Source organism: Rudaea sp. (assembly GCF_036383415.1).
Taxonomy (GTDB): Bacteria; Pseudomonadota; Gammaproteobacteria; order Xanthomonadales; family Rhodanobacteraceae; genus Rudaea.
The window spans coordinates 1-20,715 of record NZ_DASVOK010000184.1 but is presented as its reverse complement, the minus strand read 5'-3'; the positions used below and the strand labels follow the sequence as shown (position 1 = coordinate 20,715).

The 20,715-nt window shown below is 64.4% G+C and carries 15 protein-coding genes; 9 read left to right on the top strand and 6 right to left on the bottom strand.

What is annotated here, in order from left to right; genetic code table 11:
* Positions 1-736: tetratricopeptide repeat protein (locus tag VF497_RS07270; protein WP_330887168.1), on the bottom strand; the 736-nt coding region annotated here is incomplete at its 3' end.
* A gap of 123 nt (positions 737-859) precedes the next feature.
* Here VF497_RS07270 and VF497_RS07265 point away from each other — a divergent pair.
* Positions 860-2,458, top strand: a complete 1,599-nt coding sequence (locus VF497_RS07265) for a peptide chain release factor 3 (RefSeq protein ID WP_330887166.1) — start codon at positions 860-862, stop codon at positions 2,456-2,458.
* A gap of 39 nt (positions 2,459-2,497) precedes the next feature.
* Here VF497_RS07265 and VF497_RS07260 read toward each other — a convergent pair whose 3' ends face one another.
* From VF497_RS07260 to mtgA, 3 genes are all read right to left on the bottom strand, one after another.
* Complete coding sequence (locus VF497_RS07260) at positions 2,498-2,923, bottom strand: CBS domain-containing protein (RefSeq protein ID WP_330887164.1); 426 nt, start codon at positions 2,921-2,923, stop codon at positions 2,498-2,500.
* Between the two features lie 46 nt (positions 2,924-2,969).
* Entirely contained in the window at positions 2,970-3,959 is a 990-nt protein-coding gene (locus tag VF497_RS07255; RefSeq protein WP_330887162.1) for a glycosyltransferase family 2 protein, read from the bottom strand.
* 89 nt (positions 3,960-4,048) lie between these two features.
* Positions 4,049-4,774: a monofunctional biosynthetic peptidoglycan transglycosylase gene (gene mtgA / locus VF497_RS07250; RefSeq protein WP_330887160.1), complete on the bottom strand. Its 726-nt coding sequence runs from the start codon at positions 4,772-4,774 to the stop codon at positions 4,049-4,051.
* Between the two features lie 256 nt (positions 4,775-5,030).
* Between mtgA and VF497_RS07245 the strand changes: the two genes are divergently transcribed.
* From VF497_RS07245 to VF497_RS07235, 3 genes are all read left to right on the top strand, one after another.
* Positions 5,031-6,065 (top strand): hypothetical protein, encoded by a 1,035-nt coding sequence (locus tag VF497_RS07245; RefSeq protein WP_330887158.1) that lies wholly within the window; start codon positions 5,031-5,033, stop codon positions 6,063-6,065.
* A gap of 329 nt (positions 6,066-6,394) precedes the next feature.
* Positions 6,395-9,169: a TonB-dependent receptor plug domain-containing protein gene (locus VF497_RS07240; RefSeq protein WP_330887156.1), complete on the top strand. Its 2,775-nt coding sequence runs from the start codon at positions 6,395-6,397 to the stop codon at positions 9,167-9,169.
* 262 nt (positions 9,170-9,431) lie between these two features.
* The gene (locus VF497_RS07235; protein ID WP_330887154.1) at positions 9,432-12,374 is read left to right on the top strand and encodes a TonB-dependent receptor domain-containing protein; all 2,943 of its coding nucleotides are present in this window, start codon (positions 9,432-9,434) and stop codon (positions 12,372-12,374) included.
* 80 nt (positions 12,375-12,454) lie between these two features.
* Here the strand turns inward: VF497_RS07235 and VF497_RS07230 are convergent, their stop codons facing one another.
* Positions 12,455-13,174, bottom strand: a complete 720-nt coding sequence (locus tag VF497_RS07230; RefSeq protein WP_330887152.1) for a YkgJ family cysteine cluster protein — start codon at positions 13,172-13,174, stop codon at positions 12,455-12,457.
* Between the two features lie 162 nt (positions 13,175-13,336).
* Here VF497_RS07230 and VF497_RS07225 point away from each other — a divergent pair, with 162 nt between their 5' ends.
* The 5 genes from VF497_RS07225 (at position 13,337) to VF497_RS07205 (ending at position 19,605) form a co-directional block, all read left to right on the top strand.
* Positions 13,337-15,205: a sulfotransferase gene (locus VF497_RS07225; RefSeq protein WP_330887150.1), complete on the top strand. Its 1,869-nt coding sequence runs from the start codon at positions 13,337-13,339 to the stop codon at positions 15,203-15,205.
* A gap of 208 nt (positions 15,206-15,413) precedes the next feature.
* Positions 15,414-15,785, top strand: coding sequence for a 2OG-Fe(II) oxygenase (locus tag VF497_RS18510; protein WP_414706857.1), 372 nt, complete (start codon positions 15,414-15,416; stop codon positions 15,783-15,785).
* 31 nt (positions 15,786-15,816) lie between these two features.
* Positions 15,817-17,430, top strand: coding sequence for a tetratricopeptide repeat-containing sulfotransferase family protein (locus VF497_RS07215; RefSeq protein ID WP_330887145.1), 1,614 nt, complete (start codon positions 15,817-15,819; stop codon positions 17,428-17,430).
* Positions 17,431-17,441: 11 nt separating this feature from the next.
* On the top strand, positions 17,442-18,275 hold the full coding sequence (locus VF497_RS07210) for a sulfotransferase domain-containing protein (RefSeq protein WP_330887143.1): 834 nt from the start codon (positions 17,442-17,444) through the stop codon (positions 18,273-18,275).
* A gap of 7 nt (positions 18,276-18,282) precedes the next feature.
* Complete coding sequence (locus VF497_RS07205; protein WP_330887141.1) at positions 18,283-19,605, top strand: sulfotransferase; 1,323 nt, start codon at positions 18,283-18,285, stop codon at positions 19,603-19,605.
* A 15-nt stretch (positions 19,606-19,620) separates the two neighbouring features.
* Here the strand turns inward: VF497_RS07205 and VF497_RS07200 are convergent, their stop codons facing one another.
* The gene (locus VF497_RS07200; protein ID WP_330887138.1) at positions 19,621-20,562 is read right to left on the bottom strand and encodes a DUF4097 family beta strand repeat-containing protein; all 942 of its coding nucleotides are present in this window, start codon (positions 20,560-20,562) and stop codon (positions 19,621-19,623) included.
* Positions 20,563-20,715: the final 153 nt, after the last annotated feature.

The following is a 20,715-nucleotide window of genomic DNA, read 5'->3' as shown; positions in this document are numbered from 1 at the left end:
CGCTGAGCCCCGGGCGCGCGAGCCCCGCGGCGTACAAGGCGAAATCCGGATGCTCCGCCGAGCGGTATTTCAACGTCTGCGACAAGCCGAGCGGCATGTTCCATTCCCACGCCTGTTCGCTGTGATTCAACGCAAACAGATGGTGTTCGCGTGAGCCTTCGAAATTGCCGAGTTGCAGTTGCAACATGCCGGCGTAGGCATGCAGGCGCGCGTCGTCGGGATTTGCCGCGAGCGCCGCGGATGCCACCGCGGCGGCGTCCGCCTTGCAGTCGCAGCCATCGAGGAATTCGATCGCCCAGATCGCCAGCCTCGCGTCCGCCGAGTGATGCTGCATGCACGACCGCAGGCATTCCGCGGCGGCGCGGACACGGCCCTGCTCCCTCAGCATCTCGGCCAAGGCGAGCGCGGTGGAGACGTCGTCCGGCTTTTCGTCGAGCAGCTGGCGCAGGATTTCTTCCGCCTCCGCGTCCTGCCCGGTGCGACGATAGACGCCGCCAAGAGCCCGGCGCAGTTCGATCGAGCGAGGATGCGCGCCGATCGCGGCCGCGAGGACCGGCTGCGCCGACGGCATGCCGTACTCCATCATCAACGAGCGAGCGACTTCGAGCCAATCCTGTTCGTCAGCGCCGTCGAGGAAACCGCATAATTTGTCTGCCGCGACCTGCGCAGGGAATTGACTGCGCCAATGCCGGTACTGCCCGACGGCGCTCGTAGCCTTGGTCACACTGGTTTCCATCGGACGCTCTTAGGCGCGCATTGCGGCGAGGCGGCGCACGGCCAACTCAATCGAAATCTTGGCGAATAATTCGCGGCGCGCCTTATCATACCGCCTCTTTGAAGAGGAAAATTCGCGATTTTCATGGACCACACCGAAGAAACCCGCCGCCGGCGCACGTTTGCCATCATCTCGCACCCCGACGCGGGCAAGACCACGCTGACCGAAAAACTGCTGCTGTTCGGCGGCGCAATCCAGATGGCCGGAAGCGTCAAGTCGCGCAAAGCGGCCAAACATGCAACTTCGGACTGGATGGCGCTGGAAAAGGAACGCGGTATCTCGGTGACTTCGTCGGTGATGCAGTTCCCGTACGAGGGGCGCGTCGTCAACCTGCTCGACACGCCGGGTCATGCGGACTTCTCCGAGGACACGTACCGCGTGCTCACCGCGGTGGACTCCGCGCTGATGGTGATCGACTGCGCCAAGGGCGTCGAGGAACGCACGATCAAATTGATGGATGTATGCCGGCTGCGGGATACCCCCATAATGACCTTTATCAACAAGCTCGACCGCGAGGGCCGCGCGCCCATCGAACTGCTCGACGAGGTCGAGTCGGTGCTGAAGATCCAGTGCGCGCCGATCACCTGGCCGATCGGCATGGGCTCGCGCCTGAAAGGCGTGTATCACCTGCTGACCGGCGAAGTGCATGTGTTCGAGCCGGGGCGCAATTTCACGCGCCAGGATTCGACGATCTTTTCTTCGCTCGACGATCCCGCGCTCGCTGCGAAGATCGGCGAGGACATGCTGCGCGAACTGCGCGACGAGCTCGAACTCGTGCAGGGTGCCTCGCATCCGTTCGATCTTGAGCAATATCTCGCCGGCAGGCAGACGCCGGTGTTCTTCGGCTCGGCCGTGAACAACTTCGGCGTGCAGCTGCTGCTCGACTTCTTCGTCGAGCACGCGCCCGCGCCGGCCTCGCACGCGGCGACGACGCGTTCGGTCGAGGCGACGGAAAGCCCGCTCACCGGCTTCGTGTTCAAGATCCAGGCGAACATGGACCCGATGCATCGCGACCGCGTCGCGTTCATGCGCATCTGCTCGGGCACGTTCGACGCGGGCATGAAGGCGTTCCATGTGCGCACGGCCAAGGAAATGAAGCTCGCCAACGCATTGACCTTCATGGCCAGCGACCGCGACATCGTCGAGAAGGCCTACCCGGGCGACGTGATCGGCATCCACAACCACGGCACGATCTCGATCGGCGACACGTTCACCGAGGGAGAAGCACTGGCCTTCACCGGCATTCCAAACTTCGCGCCCGAGCTGTTCCGCCGCGCGCGCCTGCGCGACCCGCTCAAGATGAAGCAGTTGCAGAAGGGCCTCGCGCAATTGTCCGAGGAAGGCGCGACGCAGTTCTTCCGTCCGCTGATGTCGAATGACCTGATTCTCGGCGCCGTCGGCGTGCTGCAGTTCGACGTCGTGGCGTATCGACTGAAGGACGAATACGGCGTCGAGGCGACGTTCGAGAACGTCAACGTCGTCACCGCGCGCTGGATCAAGTGCAACGATGCAAAGAAGCTCGAGGAATTCCGCGAGAAGGCGGCGCCGAATCTCGCCCTCGACGCGGCTGGCGAACTTGTCTACATCGCGCCGTCGCGCGTTAATCTGCAGCTGACGGAAGAGCGTTGGCCCGACATCACCTTCGCTGCCACGCGCGAGCATGCGAGCGCAGTCGAAGTCTGATTTTCTTCCCATCTCGCGGCGGGAGATGGGAAGCAGACGCTACCCGGAAATGTAGCGCTGCAACTGCTCGAGTTGCTCGGCCTGATCGTCGATCACTGACTTGACCAGATCGCCGATCGAGAGCATGCCGACGACGTTGCCGTTCTCGACCACGGGTAGATGGCGGATATGCTTGTCGGTGACCAGGCGCATGCAGCGATGTACCGTTTCGTGCGGGCTGACAGTGATCAGGTCCGCGGTCATGATGTCGCGCACTGGCGTGTCGGACGAAGAACGACCCTTGAGGATGACCTTGCGCGCGTAGTCGCGCTCGGAAACGATGCCGAGCAGTTCGTCGCCGCGCATCACGAGCAAGGCGCCGACGAATTTGTCTGCCATCAGCTGGATCGCCGCGAGTACGGGCTGGTCGGGACCGATCGAATAGATCTCGCGCTTGCCTTCGATCAATTGCTTGACGATACGCATCGGAGTACTCCTTCAGCAATGGAATAACTCTTCGTTCCGCTAGGACCTAGTTTACGCTTTCGGCAGCGGGTTGGCGCTGTACATTTCGCACCGCTGCGCCCTCCGATTGTGATGCCGGAATCAACTCGTCGATCAGATACAGCGGCCGCTGTTTCGTTTCGATGTACATGCGCCCGAGATACTCGCCGATCATTCCGAGCGCCATGAGCTGCACGCCGCCGAGAAACAGGATCACGAGCATCAGCGTGGGATAGCCCTGCACGCGGTCGCCGAGCAACAGCGCCTTGCCGAACACCCATACCGCGTAGACGAAAGCGAGCGCCGCCGTGCCGAGGCCGACATAGGTCGCGAGCTTCAGCGGCGCGGTCGAGAACGAAGTGATGCCTTCGAGCGCGAAGTTCCACAGGCGCCAATAGTTGAATTTGCTCTCGCCGGCGAAACGCGCATCGCGCTCGTAGACGACGGATTTCTGCTTGTAGCCGATCCAGGTGAACAGGCCTTTCATGAAGCGCTGGCGTTCGCGCAGGCGCTTGAGCGCATCGAGCGCGCGCCGGCTTATCAGGCGGAAGTCGCCGGTGTCGCGCGGCACCGGCGTGGCGCTGAGCCTTTCCATGACGCGATAGAACGCGGCCGAGGTGAATTTCTTCAGCGGTGTCTCGCCCGCGCGCGTGGAACGCGTGCCGTAGACGACGTCGTAACCTTCGCGCCACAGTTCGATGAACTTCGGTATCAGTTCGGGCGGATCCTGCAGGTCGGCATCGATGACAACGACGGCGTCGGCATCGGCTGCGTCGAGCCCGGCGGTCAGCGCGAGTTCCTTGCCGAAGTTGCGTGCGAGTTTGAGCGTGGCCACGCGCGCATCGGCGTCGCGCAGGCTGCACATCACCGCGTAAGTGTCGTCGCGGCTGCCGTCGTCGACATAGAGTGCCTCGCACTGCATGTCGAGCTTGTCGAACACGCCCGCGAGCCGCGCATGGAATTCGCGCAGGCTTTCGCCTTCGTTGTAGGCAGGGACGACGACGCAGAGCTTGGCCATGAGAAGAAATCACGCAAACGGAGCGGATGGCCGAATGCTAGCCGAAGCGCATGACGATCGACACCGCGGCATGCGCGGCGTTCAGTACTTTAGCGGGCGAGGTAGGCAGGGCCGCCAAGCTGGCGCACCTGCCGCTCGATCCATGCTGCGCGGCGCAAAACATAGGACGAGGGCCGATCGGCGCGCAGCACGGCAGGATTCGGCAGGGTCGCTGCCAGCAGCGCCGCCTCATGCGCATCGAGCTGCGCCGCGGTTTTTCGGAAATAAGCCTGCGCCGCCGCTTCCGCGCCGTAAATGCCATCGCCGAACTCGGCGACGTTGGCGTAGACCTCGAGAATGCGCCGCTTCGGCCAGGTCGCCTCGATCAGCACGGTGAAATACGCCTCCAGTCCCTTGCGCACGAAGCTGCGTCCGTTCCACAGGAACAGGTTCTTCGCCACCTGCTGCGAAATCGTGCTCGCGCCGCGCAGGCGTGCGCCGTCGTCGGCGTCGTCCATCGCCTCGCCGATCGCGGCGAAATCGAAGCCGTGGTGCAGCGGAAATTTCTGGTCCTCGGCCGCAACGAGCGCAATCGGCAATTCCGGCGACATCTGCGTCAGCGGCACGAAGCGCTGGCGCAGACTGAAACCGCTCTCGCCGTCGCGCCAGGACTGAAGGCGGCGCTCGACCATGAAGGCCGAGGTCGGCGGCGGCAGGAAACGCAGGATCAGCACCGGCAGCCAGGTCAGCAGCAGCCCCGCGAGTGCCGCCACGGCCAGGCGGCGCGGCCAGCGTGGCCGACGCGGTCGCGATTGCGGACGTCTGGAAAACTTCATGCAGGCTAGAATCAGCAGATCGTGGCGGAACGCTCGAACATCCGGGCGCCGGGCGCGCGAGTTTGCCATGGCGACGAGCGCCCGCACGCAGTGAAACGTGATCAATTTGGCATAAATGGCGGAAAATGATTGTTAGGTTTTCATAAATGAGATAGCATCGAGCCACTGCCGGGCGCTTGGTTTTGCCAACCGCGTCCGGGAACTAAAGCTCGAAGTGAATACTCTTTAACTCACGGGAACCGGCAACCGGATTTTCATGCGCAAACTGCTCGCCCTAGTGCTGACCGCAACGGTGCCGCTCGCCGGCCTCGCGCAGTCGCCTGCGCCTGCGCATGTCCAGCCGACCCAGGCCGCACCGCAGCTGCTCGAACAGATGCTCGGCTCGAGCAGCCTGCTCGGCGGATCGGACGCGCGTGCGGTTCCGCTCTGGGGCACCCCTGACGGCCGCATCCTCACCTTGGTCGCTGCCGGCGGCAACCACAACCCCACCTTGCCCAAGTCGCCGCAGATCGGCGGGACGAACGAATGGCGTCTGATCGACGTCACCAGCCTCGTCTCCGGCGGCCTGCTGATGCGCATCGGCAACAATGCGAACGCGCAGGTCAGCCTGAGTCGCTCGGCGCTGCAGGCAGATTGTGCACTTGCTGCGGCTCCCTGCACGGGTTCCAGCACCCTGGCGCACGGTGGCGACTTCCGCCTCGGCTCGACCTGGCTCGCCTCGGACAACGTCGAACTCGGCCTGAGCTACGATCTGGCCTGGCTGCGCCACGACAACACGGTAGGTGCCTACAGCACGGTTCCCGCCTATGGCCTCGCCGGCTTGGGCAACCCGCTGCCGTCGCTCGGCCTGTCCGGCTATTCGTTGCTGGATTCGCAGAGCACGCAGATCAACGCGCTCGGTCGCTTCCGCCTCGACGACGACCAGTCGGTCAACATCGGTGCCAGCCTCGGCCGCATCCAGCTTGCCGTTCCCGGCACGACCACGCCGCTGACCAGCCTCAACCAGGCCGCGGTCAGCTTCGGCGTGCAGTACGGTTCGTTCGGCGGCGACGTCACCGGACATGTGCTCAGTCCGGCCGACCCGCTTGGCGCCAATGCGGCCAGTTCACGCCTGACCGGCGTCGACCTCGGCATCTCCTGGCGCACACCGTGGAGCGGTATGTTCCGCTTCGGCACGCAAAACCTGTGGTCTTCGGGCAGCCTGCCCTACCTCAACAACGGCCCCGTCTCGCGCGAACTCGAATCGAGCCAGGCGCGCGTGCCGTACGTGCAGTACCACCAGGATCTCTGATCCCGGCCATCGCGCCTCCGCCGTCGCCCGACGGCCGCATTTCCCGCGCCACGAATAATAGCTGCGAACACAGCCAGCGCAAGCCGGCGGTCGCACGCGCACCCCTGCGCCGTTTCGCGATCACCGCCGTCATCGCGACGGCCTCCACGATTTCTGCATTCATGTAAGCAGGTGAAAGAAAAGGAAAAGAAAGTCTGTTCCATTGTTAAAGATTTGTTGCTAGACTTCCAAATTCGTGCACCTCCCACTGTGGCAAATCCCGGAGTTTTTCCCCGGTGGGTGGCCGTTTCGATCGAATTTCCACTTCACCCGTTGGGGAGTCTAGATACATGAATTTCAATGCCAACAAGCTGGTCTCGGCCGTCCGTTTCGGCCTCGCGATCGGTGCCGTTGCCACGGCCGGTACGGCCGCTGCGCAGAACGCCGATGCCGGCGATAAGAAGGGCCAGAACCTCGAAACCATCGTCGTCACCGGTTCTAACATCCGCCGCGTCGACATGGAAACGGCCAACCCGGTCATCACGATCGATCGCGCCGCGATTTCGAAGTCGGGCAAGACGACCCTCGGTGACATTGTGCAGGACCTGCCCGCGATCGCCGGCAACGCCAACAACACCAACGTCAACAACGGCGGCGGCAGCGGCCAGGCAAACGTGTCGCTGCGCGGCCTCGGTTCGGTCCGCTCGCTGGTCCTCATCGACGGTCGTCGCTTGCAGATCGGCGGCACCACGGCCGACGTCAACGCCATTCCGGCCAACCTGATCGAACGCATCGAAGTGCTGACCGACGGCGCCTCGGCGATCTACGGCTCCGACGCGATCGGCGGCGTGGTCAACGTCATCACGCGCAAGAACTACCAGGGCCTCGAAGTCAGCGGCCAGTACGGCATTTCCGACCGCGACGACGGCGAGCGCAAGGGCTTCAACCTCACCATCGGCCAGGCCACCGACCGCGGCAGCGTCATGGGTGGCATCGACTACAACAAGCAGGACCAGATTCTCGCCGGCCTGCGCGACTACAGCCGTTACTCGTACACGCGCAGTGCCACGACGGGCGCGGTGACTTTCACCGGCTCCACCTCGGCGCCGACCGGCTTCATCCGCGGCCCTGCATTTGCCGGCTGTCCGAACGTCGCCGAAGGCGGTGGCGTCCCGGGCGGCACGCTCGATCACAGCGCACCCGGAGGCAATGGGATTCCGGCCGGCTTCCGCTGCTTCCAGGGCGGCAGCTCCACCGGCCTCGGCGATCTCTACAACTTCGCCGCGATCAACCTGATTTCGACCCCGTCCGAGCGCACCAACGCGTTCGTCAAGGGCACGTACAAGCTGACCGATTCGGTCGAAGCCTACATGAACCTGCTGTACAACAAGACCGATTCGGCGTTCCAGATCGCCTCGGTGCCGGTCAGCCTGTTCAGCACGGGTCTGCTGATTTCCTCGAAGAACCCGTACAACCCGTTCGGCATCGACATCGGCACCAAGAGCGCGCAAAACGCTTCGCTGCGCCTCGTCGCGCTCGGTCCGCGTCACCAGGCCTACAACACGGAAAACAACCAGGTTACGGCCGGTCTCGGCGGCAACCTGCTCGACACCGGTTGGCAGTGGGATGCGAACATCGGCTTCGGCAAGTTCAGCGCCAACCGCACGCGCAAGGGTTACCTCAATGCCGCGGCGATCACGCAGAGCGGCGCGCTCGGCGCGAACTGCACGCCGGTCAGCGCCGGCCTGAGCAACACCACCTGCCTCGACATCCTCGATCAGAGCGATCCGAACACGGCGACGCTGCTGCAGAAGTACTACGGCAGCACCCTGCACTACCATTCGCTGCAGATCCAGCGCCAGGCGAATGCCAGTGCCAACGGCGATCTGTTCGCGCTGCCGGCCGGCAATGTCAGCATGGCCGTGGGCCTGAGCTACCGCAAGCAGTACGTCGAAAACGACGCCGACCAGGCCACCGTGGCCGATCCGCACAACGGCGGCAAGTGCGGCGGCATTCCGGAAACCTGCACCTCGCCGTTCAGCGGCAGCTACGACGTCAAGGAAGCTTACGCTGAAATGCTCGTGCCGATCCTCAAGGACGCGCCGTTCGCGAACAGCCTGAACCTGATTCTCGGCGACCGTTACTCGAAGTACTCGAGCTTCGGCAGCACCAACAACTGGAAGGCAGCGATCGAGTACAAGCCACTCGAAGACCTGCTGCTGCGCGGCACTGTGTCGAAGGTGTTCCGCGCGCCGAACCTGACCGAAACCTCGGCCGCCCTGCAGAGCTCGTTCGACAACTACGTTTCGCCGGGTCCGGGCTTCGGCGCGTCGAACGGCACTCAGGTGCAGGTGCTGTTCTCCGGCGCCAACGTGGCCGGCCAGCCGATCAAGCCGGAAGCGGGCTCGACCTTCGACTACGGCTTCGTCTACGACCCGCACTGGATCGAAGGCCTGAGCGTCAGCGCCGACCTGTGGCGCGTCTATCTGACCGATTTGATCGTGCGTCCGACCGGCCAGACCATCGCCAACTTCTGCTTCGCCGACAGGAACAGCCCGTTCTGCAAGTTCATCAACTTCTCCTCGGGCCAGATCGACAGCATGTCCGGCGTTGCCTACACCAACCTCGGCCGCCTCGACGCGGCGGGTGCGGACTTCGGCGCGAGCTATCGTCTGCAGGAAACGCCGTACGGCAACTTCCGCTTCGGCCTGCAGGCGACGTACTACGCGAAGTACGACAACACCGTTCCGACTGCAACCGGCACGGTTGTCACCCACGTCGCTGGTGGCTACAACAGCCAGTACGGCAACTTCGCCCGTTGGCGCGCGCTGGGCAGCATCGACTGGTCGATGGGCGATTTCTCCGCCTCGTGGCGTCAGCGTTACCAGAGCCGCGTGCACGTGTTCGCGCTCGGCGACTACCATGTCGGTTCCTGGGTGCGTCATGATCTGTCGGTCGGCTACAACCTGTCGGCGCTCAAGACCCGCATCGACGTGGGCGTCGACAACGTCGGCGACAAGCAGCCTCCGTTCTTCTACAACGCTGTAACCAACGCCAATACCGACGTCAACACCTACGACACGATCGGCCGCTACTACTGGGGTCGCGTGACCGTGAAGTTCTAAGAAACATCTGCTGCACCATCAGCCCGCGTGTCCGGCGACGGACCCGCGGGCTTTTTTTTGCCTCTGCACCAACGCGTATACATCTCTGAATCGGAACCGAACGGGAGTCCCGCCTGCGCCTCGAATGTTTCCTTGTTAAGGATTTGTTGCTAGTATCCGGTGTTATCGAAATTGCGCGTAGGCGTGTTCGTGTGTGCTTTTTCCCCTGGACGGGGAGAAATTTATTTTGTCCCGAAAGATCAACCCTGACGTTGGAGAGCGTATGAAACTCAACGAAATCAACAAGCTATCATCCTCGGTGCGCCTTGCCCTCACGATGGGCGCGGTCGCCACCGCAGGCATCGCCACGACTGCCCAAGCGCAGAACACTGACACTGGCGACAAGAAAGGCCAGAACCTCGAAACCATCGTCGTCACCGGTTCGAACATCCGCCGCGTCGATATGGAAACCGCCAACCCGGTTCTCACCATCGACCACGCCGCGATCGAGAAGTCGGGCAAGGTCACGCTCGGCGACCTCATCCAGCAATTGCCGGCCATGGCCGGTAACGCAACCAACCCCAACGTCAACAACGGCGGAGGCACCGGCGCATCGACGATCTCGCTGCGCGGCCTCGGCACCAACCGTTCGCTGCTGCTGATCAACGGCCACCGCATTCCGTTCCAGTTGCAGGATCTCAACATCATCCCCGCCTCGGCGGTCGAGCGCATCGAAGTGCTGCTCGACGGCTCCTCGGCCGTGTACGGTTCGGACGCCGTTGCCGGCGTGGTCAACATCATCACGCGCAGCAACTACCAGGGCGCCGAAATCGGCCTCGATTACGGCATCACCGATCGTGACGACGGCCAGCGCAAGGCCGTGCACGCGATGTTCGGTCAGTCGACCGACCGCGGCAGCATCCTGCTCGGCATCAACTACAACAAGACCGAAGCGGTCTCGGCGGCCAATCGCGCTTACTCGCACGACGCGCTGTACAAGTACAACACGGGCTATGTCGTGCACGGCGGCTCCAGCCGCACGCCGAACGGCGCGATCAACCTGCCGAAGAGCGTGATTGCCTCGCAGTTCGGTGGCTGCACAGGCATTCCGGGCAACGGCAACCGCGTGATCCGCAAGGACGGCGCCGCCGGCACCTCGCTCAGCGACTACCGCTGCTACAACGGCCAGGCCGACGCGTTCAACTACCAGGCGGTCGGCAACTACGACCAGACCCCGAGCGAGCGCACCGGCCTGTTCGCGCTGGGCAGCTACAAGCTCACCGACAGCGTCGAAGCGTTCATGGAAGTCTTCCACAACAAGACCGTGTCGCGCACGCAGATCGCCCCGGTGCCGCTCGATGCGTTCCAGGACAACCTGTTCATTCCGACCAACCAGTACTACAACCCGTTCAAGAGCCTCGGCCAGGCGTTCGGCAACGATCCGAACACTCCGGGACTCGCGTACAACGAGTTCAAGACCCGTCTGACCAGCCTCGGCCCGCGCCAGACGAACTTCTCGACCACGCACGACCTCGCCACCGCCGGCCTCAAGGGCAGCTTCGCCGACACCAGCTGGACCTGGTTCGCCGACGCCAGCTACGGCAAGATCACCCAGCACGGCGAGAACGCGAACTACATCAACTACAGCAGGCTCACCTCGAACTTCAGCTGCACGCAGCTCTCGTGCGACCCGATCAACATCTTCAACATCTACGATCCGAACACGATCAAGCTGCTGCAGAGCGCGAAGACCAGCTACAACAACTCGCCGCTCAACTACCAGATGAAGTCGGCGGAAGCCGGCGTCAGCTCGAGCTCGCTGTTCGCCCTGCCGGCCGGTGACGTCGGTTTCGCGGGCGGCGTGTCCTACCGCAAGGAATACGTCGACAGCAAGGCCGACGCCCAGCTCAACAGCATCATCACGCGCGACGCCGCGGGCAATATCGCCTCGATCGCCTGCTCGGGCCCGGGTTCGATCTGTACCGCGAACACGCAGGGTGGCTACAACGTCAAGGAAGCCTATGCCGAGTTGCTCGTCCCGCTGCTCAAGGACATGCCGTTCGTGCACAGCCTCAACCTGACCTTGGGTGACCGCTACTCGAAGTACTCGAACTTCGGCAGCACCAACAACTGGAAGGTCGCGATCGAGTTCAAGCCGATCGAAGACCTGCTGCTGCGCGGTACCGTGTCGAAGGTGTTCCGCGCGCCGTCGGTGACCGACCTGTACGCCGGTCCGACCGCCGACTCGGCGACCGCCACCGACCGTTGCGGCCCCGCCAGCGTTGCCAGCAACCCGGCCTGCCAGGGCTACACGTTCGAGAACACCGGCACCAGCCAGACCAACGGCATCGTCAACGGTTCGGTGTATTCGAACGGCGCGTTCGGCACCAAGATCAACCTGCAGCCGGAGCACGGCAAGTCGTTCGACTACGGCTTCGTCTACGATCCGAACTGGCTGCCGGGCTTCTCGGTCAGCGCCGACTACTACCGCATCGTGCTCGACGATCTGATCGTGTCCGGCGCAGGTATCGCGCAGACGATTCTCGACTCCTGTTTCTCCTCGACCTCGGCAGCTCCGTCGATCACCTGCCAGTTGATCACGCGCAACACCTCCGGTTCGGACGTGGGCCAGATCAAGTACATCTACGAGTCCTCGTTCAATGCCGGCCAGTTGACGACATCCGGTGCCGACCTGAACCTGCGCTACCGCCTGCCGGAAACGCCGTTCGGCAACTTCACCGCCAACTTCCAGACGACGTACATCCAGAAGTACAACGTCACGACGAGCGGCGAAACGCAGGGCTTCGCCGGCCACTTCGATCGTACCTACGGCAACCTCGTGCGCTGGCGCGCACTGGCCGGGCTCGACTGGAACTGGGGCGCGTTCAACGCCAGCTGGACCGCGCGCTACATCGGTCGTGGTCGCGTCGGTTACGCCTGCGGCCCAGGCGCTTCCGCGGCGGCAGGCGACGCGACTGGCGCGGACGGATGCTACCCGCATCCCGAGTTCTCGGTCCTGAACTTCGGTTCGTACACCTACCACAACATCTCGGTCGGTTATAACATCGAGCCGCTCAATACGACGGTGCAAGTCGGTATCGACAACGTCGGCGATCGTACTCCGCCGATCCTTTACCAGCAGAACGTTGCCAATGCGAACACGGACGTGAACACCTACGACACGATCGGCCGTTTCTTCTTCGGCAAGGTCACGGTCAAGTTCTAAGCACGTCTTTAGCAATACCTTGCAAGACCGCGCGGCTCACCCCGCGCGGTTTTTTTTACGCCGATGAAACGTGCGATGACTCAGGCGGGAGCCCAGGGTCTGAACTGCCTCTGCGCCGCGAACACGACCAGGCCCTGCGCGAGGAATTCCGAATACGGAAACGCGAGCCGGTCACTGAGCCCGGCAAGGATTTCGGCGGCCTGCGCGGGCGGTTCCAGATTGAACGTGTGCCCGAGCGGGGTGACGCAGAGGATCGGGTCGGTCAGGCTGTGATACATGCGGCAAGGCACCGGGCGATGTTCGTAGACCCCGCACTGACTGCCCACGAGCAGCGCGCAACCGTTGCCCTTGGCGGCATAGGCGCGCAGCGCCCGGGTCAGCACATCACCGGCATCACCGCCTCTCGCACCGGCATCTGCCATGAGCGCCTGGAATTCGTTTGCCTGGCGCAGGAACGCATCATGAATGCCCGGGTAGTCGGGCCGTGAACGCAATTGCCGGTACAGACTGATGATCTCGAACGAATACACGCCGTGCACCGCCTGTCGGCAGCAGCGCGCACACCCGGCCTGGCACTGGATGCGCAACCGGCTGGCCCCGATGTTGTGTCCGATGTAGCTGTCGTAGAGCGCGTAGAACGCATCGAGCAGATCGAAGAAACGATCCGGCAACCAGCCTGTGGCGGCAAACCTGTCGACCTCCTCGCAGGCAGCCATGTCCCTGGCGATGCGCGTCATCTCCACGGCGAGACGCAGCGATTCGGGATCGCCCAGAGAAGGAATGGAAATGGTGTCTTGCATGGCGCTCCTTGGAATCGGGTGGCCCTCGCCGGGCTTGGGCCGGCGCGATCATAGCCGCGAGCATGAAGCTTGGCATCGACGGCGCATGAAAGCATCCGCCTTCTGCGTCACAATACGCCGCTGCGGCTCCCGCCGCAGCCCGCATCGATCGTCCTTCCTCGAATGTCCACCGCCATACCGCTACCGATCAACGCCATCAATGACGCCCTCAGCCGCGGGCGACCGCAGGATGCCGAGCGTCTGGCCCGCGATTTCCTGCAGCGGTCGCCGGCCGATCCCGATGGATTGATCCTGCTCGGCCTGTGCCTGCGCGAGCAGGAGCGCTGGGCCGAGGCGGTCGGACCGTTCAGCCAGCTGACGCGGATGCAACCGCACTCGGCAATGCACTGGAACAACCTCGGCACCGTATTGCGCAGCGCCGGGCAGATGCGCGAGGCCGAGGATGCCTATCGACGCGCGATCGAACTCGATCCGGGCTACTACACCGCGCTGATGAACCTGGGCTACCTCTATCTGCAGCGAGGCATCTATCCACAGGCACGCGATTGCTTCCTCGATGCGCACGCGCTCGAGCCGGACTCGCCCGAGGCACGCATCTATGCCGCGCAGATGTGCTTCGCCCTCGACGACCGCAACATCGCCGAGCGTCTGATCGAGCCGTGGCGTGCGTGGACCGACCTGTCCGAAGATCTGTCGCTGGAACTGGCCATCCTCATGACCCAGTTCGGCGATTCCGCGCAGGGCCGGCTGATCTTCGAGCGTCTGCTCGCCGACAATCCGCATAACCTGCGCGCGATCGCACATCTGGCGATGATGTTCGAGCGCGTCAACCGGCTCGACGAGGCGCGCGCCATGCTCGCGCGCCTGCCGCCGCCAGATGCGATCGCGGATCCGGCGCTGAGCCAGGAGACGATCACCGCGCGCACGATGCTCGCGCTGCGCGAAAAGGACCCGACACGGGCGCGCGCGCTGGTCGAGGCCATGATCGCCGGACAGCAAAGCCTGCGCATGCGTGGCGATTCGCGCGAGGCGCATCTGTGGCTGCAGGACAACCTGTATTTCTCGCTCGCCAAGGCTTGCGACAAACAGGGCGACGTCGACGCCGCGATGCGCGCTCTCGAGCAGGCGCACGCGTTGCAGATCGACCTCGTGCGCACTTCGCTGCCGCAATTGCTCGAACCCGCGGCGCAGCCGCTGCACACGGCGACGAAGTGGATCAGCGCCGAGGCGTTCGCGGCATGGCCCGAATTGCCGGCGCCGCCGATGCGTGAGTCGCCGATCTTCATCGTCGGTTTCCCGCGTTCCGGCACGACCATGCTCGAGCAGATGCTCGATGCACATCCGCAATTGCAGGCGATGGACGAACGCGCGTTCCTGCAGATGCTGGTCGAGCGCATGAGCCGGTTCGGCCTGGTCTATCCCTACGACCTAGGCAAGCTCGACGGCACCCAATGCGAGGAGCTGCGTCAGCTCTACTGGAGCCTCACCGCGAAGGTCGCGCCGCGCAGCGATGGCCAGCGCCTGGTCGACAAGAACCCGCTGAACATGCTGCGCCTGCCGCTGATCCATCGGCTGTTTCCGCAGGCGCCGATCATCCTCGCCCTGCGCCATCCCTGCGACGTGATCCTGTCGAACTACATGCAGCATTTCAATTCGAACATGTTCGCCGTGCTTTGCTCCAGCCTCGGGCGGCTCGCACAAGGCTATGTCACCGCGTTCGATTCCTGGCTGCATCATGCCGCGCTGTTCAAACCCAACGTCATCCAGTCGCGTTACGAAGACCTGCTCGACGACTTCCCCGGCAACGTCGAGCGCATCGGCAATCTCCTCGGCCTCGACGACGCGGCGCCGCTGGCACGCTTCGACCAGCATGCGCGCGACAAGGGTTTCATCTCGACGCCAAGCTACAACCAGGTGATCGAGCCGCCGAACAAGAAGGCCGTCGATCGCTGGCGCCGCTACCAGCGCTACTTCGAACCGGTGCTCCCGGTCCTGCAACCGATGCTGCAACGATTCGGCTATGAGCGCTGACTTCGCGACGAACGCCTCGCTGCTCGACCTGCGCAACTACGTGCAGTGGTTCGACGCGGCCTTGCCCGCGGACTTCTGCGCGAAGATGATCGAGTCGTTCCACCAGATGCTGCCGTTCCAGACCGACAACGGCCGCGGCCACCACAGCGCGCTCGATGCGAGCGCCTGGGTCGAGCTCAACATCCAGCCGCATGTCGACCAGGCCTTCATGGGCTTCTTCTACACGCAGATCGACCGCTATCTCGGCGAGTACAACGCGCGCCTGCCGATGTCGCTGCCGGTGCCGACGCGACCGCTGCTCGAAGACCTGCGCATCAAGCGCTACCGCAACGACGCGGACGACCGCTTCCAGCCGCATTTCGATGCTGGCGACAAGTACGCGAACCGCTACATGGTCTTCCTCTGGTATCTCAACGACGTCGCCGAGGGCGGCGAGACCGAGTTCTCCGACCTCGGCATCAAGGTGCAGGCGCGTGCCGGACGCCTGCTGATGTTCCCGCCGTACTGGATGTTCCAGCATGCCGGGCTCAAGCCGCGCTCGAACGACAAGTACATCGTGTCGACCTACATGCTGTTTTGAGTGCGCCGGTCGTGAACCTGCGCCTGCACAGATGAACGCATCCCTGTCCCTGCCACCGACCTCGCGCCTGCACGGGCTGTCGCAAACCGCGATCCGCGGCGTCGTCGCCGCAGCGCAGGCGCTCGAACTCGGCCGCGTCGACGAAGCCGATCGCCACATCATCGGCCTGCTCGCGCTGCACCCACAGCATCCGGAAGTGCTGCGCCTGATGGCCGGCGCACAGGGTCTGCGCGGCCAGACCCAGACGGCGATCGCCACGCTGCAACGCGCTATCGCCCTGCGTCCGGACGACGCGCTCTACCTAAACACGCTGGGCTCGATGCAGATAGATGCATTCGACTACGACGGCGCGATCGCGAGCCTGCGCCGCGCGGTCGAACTTGATCCGAAGCTCGTCGTCGCCTGGTACAACCTCGGCCTCGTGCTGATGCGCAGCATGCGTGTGGACGAATCGGCCGTCGCGCTGCGCCGCGCAGTCGAGTTGAAACCGGACGAATTCACCGCGCGCGTGATCTTGGGCGACATGCTGCGTGCCGAGGGGCGCAACGCGGAAGCGATCACCGAGTACCGCCGCGTGCTCGCGCAACGACCCGATGCCGGCATGGCCTGGTGGGGTCTGGCCGACATGAAGACGCAGCGCCTCGGCGCTGCGGACATCGCACAGATGCAGAACGCGATGCAAAGCCCGAATATCAGCGAGGCCGACGCGGTCACAATGGGTTTCGCCCTTGCCAAGGCGTTCGACGACGAAGGCCGCTACGTCGAATCGCTGCACGCACTCGAACAGGCGAACGCGCGCGCGCGCCTGCGCCAGCGCTGGAACGCCGCCGCCCATGCGGCCAACGTCGATGCCGTGCTCGATACGTTCACGCCGCCGCGGGCCGGGGCCGAGGCCGCGCTCGGCGCGGAAGTGATCTTCATCGCCAGCCTGCCGCGCTCCGGATCGACCCTGATCGAGCAGGTACTCGCCTCGCATTCGCAGGTCGACGGCGCTGGCGAGCTGTCCGACCTGCCGCTCGTGCTGACCGAGGAATCGCAGCGCCGCGGCCAGCCTTTCCCGCAATGGGTCGAGGCGATGCAGGCGGAGGACTGGCAGCGGCTCGGCATGCGCTATCTCGAACGTACTGTGCACTGGCGCGAGCGGCGGCCGCGCTTCACCGACAAGCTGCCGTACAACTGGTTCTACATCGGCGCGATCCGCGCGATGTTGCCTGGCGCGCGCATCATCGTCGGCCGGCGCGATCCGCTCGAAACCTGCTTCTCGTGCTATCGCCAGCATCTGGCGAACAACGAATACACGCGCACGTTCGCCGACCTCGGCGCGTTCTGGCGCGACTTCGATCGCGCGACGAAGCACTGGCGCACGCTGCACCCGACACACGTCCGCGAGAACGACTACGAGCACCTCGTGCACGAACCGGAAGCGGCGATCCGCGGCCTGCTCGCGTTCTGCGGCCTGCCATTCGAACCTGCCTGCCTCGACTTTCACAAGACCGAACGCGAGGTGCACACGCCGAGCGCCACGCAGGTACGCGAACCATTGCGCCGCGACACCGCGCGCGCGTCGCGCTACGGCGCCCTGCTCGATCCGCTGCGCGCCGAACTCGGCCTGCCGCCATTCGCCGCATCCACGCAAAAGGACTGAACGACCGTCTCATGGGCAACATCGTCTGGCTCGCCTCCTATCCGAAATCCGGCAATACCTGGCTGCGTGCGTTCCTCGCCAATCTGATCGCGAACCGGCCCGCGCCGGTGCCGCTCGCCGAATTGCCGAACTACGGCCGCCTGGAAGCCGAGCCCGAACTGTATTCGCGCATCGCCGGACGGCCGAGCACCGAGCTGGGCTTCGCCGAGCTGTGCGCGCTGCGCCCGCAGGTGCACGCGGCAATCGCTGCAGCGGCGGCGAAAACGGTGTTCGTGAAGACGCACAGCATGGCCGGCGTCCTCGACGGCGTGCCGCTGCTGACGCCGTCTGTGAGTGCCGGCTCGATCTACGTCGTGCGCAATCCGCTCGATGTCGCGATCAGCATGTCGCACCACTTCGGCATCGACCAGGACGCAGCGATCGACTATCTCAACAACGAGAGTTCGGCGACCGAGAACAGCGAGATGTTCGTGACCGAATTCCTCGGCTCGTGGTCGCAACACGTGAAAAGCTGGGCCGACCTGGAGAGCGAGCGCATCCTGATTCTGCGCTACGAGGATCTGCTCGAGAAGCCGGCGAAATGGTTCGGCAAGGTTGCGCGCATGATCGGCACCGAGGATCGCGCGCGCATCGAGCGCGCGATTCGTCATTCCGATTTCCGCGCACTCGCCGAGATGGAAAAGCGCGACGGCTTCGTCGAAGTGCCGATCAAAGGCAAACGCTTCTTCCGCGCCGGGCGCAGCAACCAGTGGCGTGAGAAACTCAGCCGCGAGCAGGTCGCGCGCATCATCGCGGCGCACCGCGAACAGATGCAGCGCTTCGGCTACGTGCCGGGCGGCCACTGAGATCGTGATGTCCGCCGCGCCGACGAATCGCGAAGGCAGCTGGGCGCAGGCGCAACGGTTGCGCGAGGACGGTCGCATCGAAGCCGCCGCCGACACCGTCATCGCGCTATGGCAGGAAGCGCATGGCAACCGCGCCGTTGCTCTGGACGTACTCGAATTCCTCAAGGAATGCAGTGCGCAGCAACGCGCGTTGCCGGTCGCACGCGACGCGCGCACGCGCTGGCCGAGCGATGCACGCTTCGCCGCGGAGGCAGGCGAAATCGCGCTCACGCTCGGTCACTTCGACGAGGCTGCCGTCGCTCTGCGCGAAGCGATCGATCTAGATCCGAAGCAGGGTGCCGCGTGGCTGCGCCTGGCTTATTGCCATCGCTTCGCCGAAGACGATGCCGACGTGCAGCGCTTCCGCCGCGGCTGGTCCGACACAGGTCTCGACGAGGCCGCGCGCATCTGCGCCGGCTTCGCCTTCGGCAAGGCGCTCGACGATCTCGGTGACTATTCACAAGCAGCGCAGGTACTGACGCAGGCGAATGCGCTCGCACGCCTTACCTCGAACTGGCGCGTCGACGCATGGCGGCGTTTCATCGATGCGCAATTGAACGCGTCGGCGTTACCCGCGCTGCCGGGCAGCTCCGATTTCACGCCGATCTTCGTCGTCGGCATGCCACGCAGCGGCACGACACTGGTCGCAAGCACGCTCGCGCGGAACCCCGAAGTGCGTGATCGTGGCGAACTCAACTGGGTTCCGGCGCTGCACACGCTGCTGCGCGAACAGGGACAACTGCGCAACCCGCAAGCGCTGGCCGCGATCGCCGGCGTGATCCGCGCGCAGATGCGCCGCGACGATGCGCCGGCGCGATTCCACCTCGACAAGAACCCGCTCAACTTCCGCCATCTCGATTTCATCGCCGCCTGCTTTCCGAACGCGAGGATCGTGCATTGCCGCCGCGGCGCGCGCGACACCGCGCTGTCGATCTGGATGCAGCATTTCGCCCACGAGGACCTGGGCTTTGCCTACGACTTCGCCGCGATCGCCGAGGTCGGCAAGGACTGCGATGCGCTGATCGCGCACTGGCGCGCGCGCCTGCCGCTGGCCATCCTCGACGTCGACTACGAACGCTTCGTCGCCGAGCCGCCGGCGCAGCGGCACAGGCTGGAGGAATTTCTCGGATTGCCCGCGCGCGTCGACGACGATGGAACAGGTGACGGCAACGCCCAAAGCATCACCACCGCCAGCGTCTGGCAGGCACGCCAGCCGGTCTACACGCATGCGGTCGAACGCTGGCGCCGCTACGCGCCGTACCTGCCCGAACTCACCACGCTGTTCCCCTAGCGCGTAGCCGAGCGGCTACTGCTTGCGCAACTCGACGTTGCCGCTGAACGATTGCGCATCGACGCGCGTGCCGGCTTCACCGCCGTCGACATCGAGCGTGGTGCCGGGGCCGAATTCGGCCTTGACGATCTTGCCCCAGTCGCTCTTCAGGCTGCCGCTGAAGGTCTCGGCATGGATGCGCGCGACGAGGTCGGCACCGAGACGCAGACGCAAGTTGCCGCTCATCGTTTCGGCGCGGACGCGCGCACCCTTAGCCGGAGCCGCAGACAGATCGATCGTGCCGGATACGGATTCGGCGCCGAGTTCGGTCACCGTCGGCGTGACAAAGGTGAGCGTACCCGACACGGTTTCGAGCTTGACCCGCCCGTCCGGCCCGTTCGCCTTGATGTCGCCGCTGACGCTCTGCAGGTGGGCACGCTCGGTCGCGCCCGCGCGCGTGACCTGCAGGGTCACGTTGCCGCTGACGCTGTCGATCTCGACGCTGCGCGGCGCGCCATCGACGCGCACGTTGCCGCTGACGGTGTCGATCTCGACCGACTTGCCGTCGATGTTCTCGACCTTGCCATCGGCGCTGACCACGTCAAGTTTGACCGAGACGGCGTGCGGCACGTTGAGGACGAGACTGGTATCGCTCGCCGGTCCGTGACCGCCGAACCAGCCGCCCTTCTCCGATTCGACATGCAGCTCCAGGCGCCGCGCATCGCTTTCGACCATGAGTTTCGCACCGGCACCAAGGTTGCCCCCGAGCTTGACCTCGTTCGCGCTGCCGCCGGTGATCGTGACGCTGCCGCGCACGTTGCTCACGTCGACCAGGCCGTCGGCGGCCAGCGCGAAGCTGCGATCGAGCGTCTTCGCCGCGCCGCCATCCGCCGTGATCGTCTCTTCGGCCGCCAGGGCCGGCATTGCGACGCCAAGCGCAAGCAGGATGCCGGTCGTGATTTTGACTACTTTTGCCATGTCCATCGCCCTCTGTTTCGTACTTTCCGGACTAACCCGAAATCGCCGCCTGACGCACGAGGCGCATGCGCTGCGCATTGGTGCGGTTGAGCATGCTGACCAGGAACACCGCGTCCGGGCGCGCTTCGAGCGCGGCCTGCAGATCGGCGCTGG

Coding starts and splice junctions, on each gene's coding strand:
- VF497_RS07210 (WP_330887143.1), top strand. CDS start 17,442: ATGGGCAACATCGTCTGGCTCGCCTCCTATCCGAAATCCGGCAATACC.
- VF497_RS07205 (WP_330887141.1), top strand. CDS start 18,283: ATGTCCGCCGCGCCGACGAATCGCGAAGGCAGCTGGGCGCAGGCGCAA.
- VF497_RS07245 (WP_330887158.1), top strand. CDS start 5,031: ATGCGCAAACTGCTCGCCCTAGTGCTGACCGCAACGGTGCCGCTCGCC.
- VF497_RS07260 (WP_330887164.1), bottom strand. CDS start 2,923: ATGCGTATCGTCAAGCAATTGATCGAAGGCAAGCGCGAGATCTATTCG.
- VF497_RS07215 (WP_330887145.1), top strand. CDS start 15,817: ATGAACGCATCCCTGTCCCTGCCACCGACCTCGCGCCTGCACGGGCTG.
- VF497_RS07255 (WP_330887162.1), bottom strand. CDS start 3,959: ATGGCCAAGCTCTGCGTCGTCGTCCCTGCCTACAACGAAGGCGAAAGC.
- VF497_RS07200 (WP_330887138.1), bottom strand. CDS start 20,562: ATGGCAAAAGTAGTCAAAATCACGACCGGCATCCTGCTTGCGCTTGGC.
- VF497_RS07240 (WP_330887156.1), top strand. CDS start 6,395: ATGAATTTCAATGCCAACAAGCTGGTCTCGGCCGTCCGTTTCGGCCTC.
- VF497_RS18510 (WP_414706857.1), top strand. CDS start 15,414: ATGGGCTTCTTCTACACGCAGATCGACCGCTATCTCGGCGAGTACAAC.
- VF497_RS07235 (WP_330887154.1), top strand. CDS start 9,432: ATGAAACTCAACGAAATCAACAAGCTATCATCCTCGGTGCGCCTTGCC.
- VF497_RS07230 (WP_330887152.1), bottom strand. CDS start 13,174: ATGCAAGACACCATTTCCATTCCTTCTCTGGGCGATCCCGAATCGCTG.
- mtgA (WP_330887160.1), bottom strand. CDS start 4,774: ATGAAGTTTTCCAGACGTCCGCAATCGCGACCGCGTCGGCCACGCTGG.
- VF497_RS07265 (WP_330887166.1), top strand. CDS start 860: ATGGACCACACCGAAGAAACCCGCCGCCGGCGCACGTTTGCCATCATC.
- VF497_RS07225 (WP_330887150.1), top strand. CDS start 13,337: ATGTCCACCGCCATACCGCTACCGATCAACGCCATCAATGACGCCCTC.